The sequence below is a fragment of the Rhodoferax sp. genome (assembly GCF_014859475.1).
Taxonomy (GTDB): domain Bacteria; phylum Pseudomonadota; class Gammaproteobacteria; order Burkholderiales; family Burkholderiaceae_C; genus Rhodoferax.
Genome location: NZ_JACUUE010000325.1, coordinates 1 through 1729, shown reverse-complemented (window position 1 = coordinate 1729; position 1729 = coordinate 1). Strand labels below are relative to the sequence as shown.

The 1729-nt window shown below is 57.5% G+C and carries 1 protein-coding gene and 1 pseudogene; both read left to right on the top strand.

The genetic code is table 11. The annotated features are described in order from the left end of the window. The first annotated feature begins 293 nt into the window (after positions 1 to 293). Positions 294 to 649: pseudogene (locus IBX54_RS15280) on the top strand (Arm DNA-binding domain-containing protein). A 6-nt stretch (positions 650 to 655) separates the two neighbouring features. After that, positions 656 to 1363, top strand: a complete 708-nt coding sequence (locus IBX54_RS14920) for a site-specific integrase (protein WP_296543435.1) — start codon at positions 656 to 658, stop codon at positions 1361 to 1363. The last annotated feature ends 366 nt before the right edge of the window (positions 1364 to 1729 follow it).

Sequence of the window (1729 nt, the reverse complement as noted above, 5' to 3'; positions counted from 1 at the left end):
CGACGGTGTGATTGGCGCTGGCAAGGGAAAGTACAAAGCGGGCAGGAGCCGATGATTTGTGGCTACCCGTTCAAGTGCCTGGTCGGTATTTCATGGCACGACTTGACCTTGATGAGGCAACAAAAAACCCGCAACGCTGGAGCGCATGCGGGTTCTGATGCTGTCTGAATCTGTTTCTGTTGGCGGGGCCGCACCCGCACTATTCCCGCAAACCCGCATGAATCCTTGAGTTTGTCGTTGCAGTGGCAGAAAATGCCCCCAGATATGCCCCCAAGCTGATAAGGATTCTTTTTATGACACTGACCGATGCAGAACTGCGCAACCTGACCGAACCCGGCAAACATTTTGATGGTGGCGGGCTCTATTTGGAATTGACGTCAGCGGGTGGCCGCTATTGGCGCATGAAGTACCGATTCTGCGGCAGGAAAAGCGGCTGTCCTTTGGCGTGTATCCCGGCGTGACCCTGAAGGCCGCACGCGGCAAGGCAGCCGAGGCCCGGAAGGTGTTGCAGGACGGCGGTGACCCTGGGGCACTACGCAAAGCCGAAAAGGCTCGGGCTGCGCATGAGTCGGTCAACACACTTGAAGCGGTTGCAGGTGATTGGATGAAGCACCAAGGCGCCCGCCCGCTGGCATCCATCAAGCCGTGAGAAATCATGGCAGCCGTCAAGGCCATTGAAAAGCGCGGTGCCAGCGACCAGGCAGGCAGGGTGCTGCAGCGGATCAAGGCGGTGTATCGCTGGGCTGTGATCCATGAGCGCATTGAAGCAAACCCAATGCTTGATCTGGTGCCGTCTGAAATCCTGCAACCCCGGCAGGTGCAGCACCGGCCCGCGATGTCTGACAAAGAACTGCCTGCCTTCCTGCCCAAGCTGGCCGCCTATGACGGCGATCCCAGCACGGCTCACGCACTGAGGCTGCTGATCCTGACGGCTACCAGGCCGGGCGAAACACGCGGCGCACGCTGGACCGAATTCGACCTTGACGCGGCGCTGTGGACGATCCCGGCGCAGCGAATGAAGATGCGCGTAGAGCACCGGATGTCACTTTCAACCCAAGCCCTTGAAGTGTTGCGCACCATGCAAAAACTCAGCGGCAAGCGTGAACTGGTGTTCCCCAGCCCGAGCTATCCGTCAAAGCCCCTGAGTGAAAACACCTTCAATTCAGCCCTGGCACGCATGGGCTACAAAAACACGGCAACCGCCCATGGTTTCAGGGCGCTGTTTTCCACGGTGACCAACGAATGTGGCTGGAATCCTGACGTAATCGAACGCCAGCTAGCCCATAAAGAAGCAAACGAAATCCGGGCCGCCTACCACCGAAGCACCTACCTTGAAGATCGGGTGAAGCTGATGCAGTGGTGAGCTGACTATCTGGATGGCCGCCAGTCTGGAAACGTGTTGAAGATGCCAAAGCAGGTCGCTTGATGGCAGCCCCAGGCATGTTTTACCCTGCACGGTGAGTTTCTGTGGCTCCCACACTGCTGGTGAATTGATTCACCTGTCAACACGCCTATCAGTCTTCTTCGGGTTGCCTGTCGATTTGCCTGTCGCGTCGGCGCTGACGACATTGGTTCGCCAGTCAGAACGACTGTCGCGCATGTTGTGACGCCTGTCGTGCCACCTTTTACACACTTACTTACTGGTACAACCATCTGGACCGCTGGCAAATCAGAGATCGACATTCGGAACAGGTGCCACTTTGCGGTCATTGGGCGAACCGAATTCCAA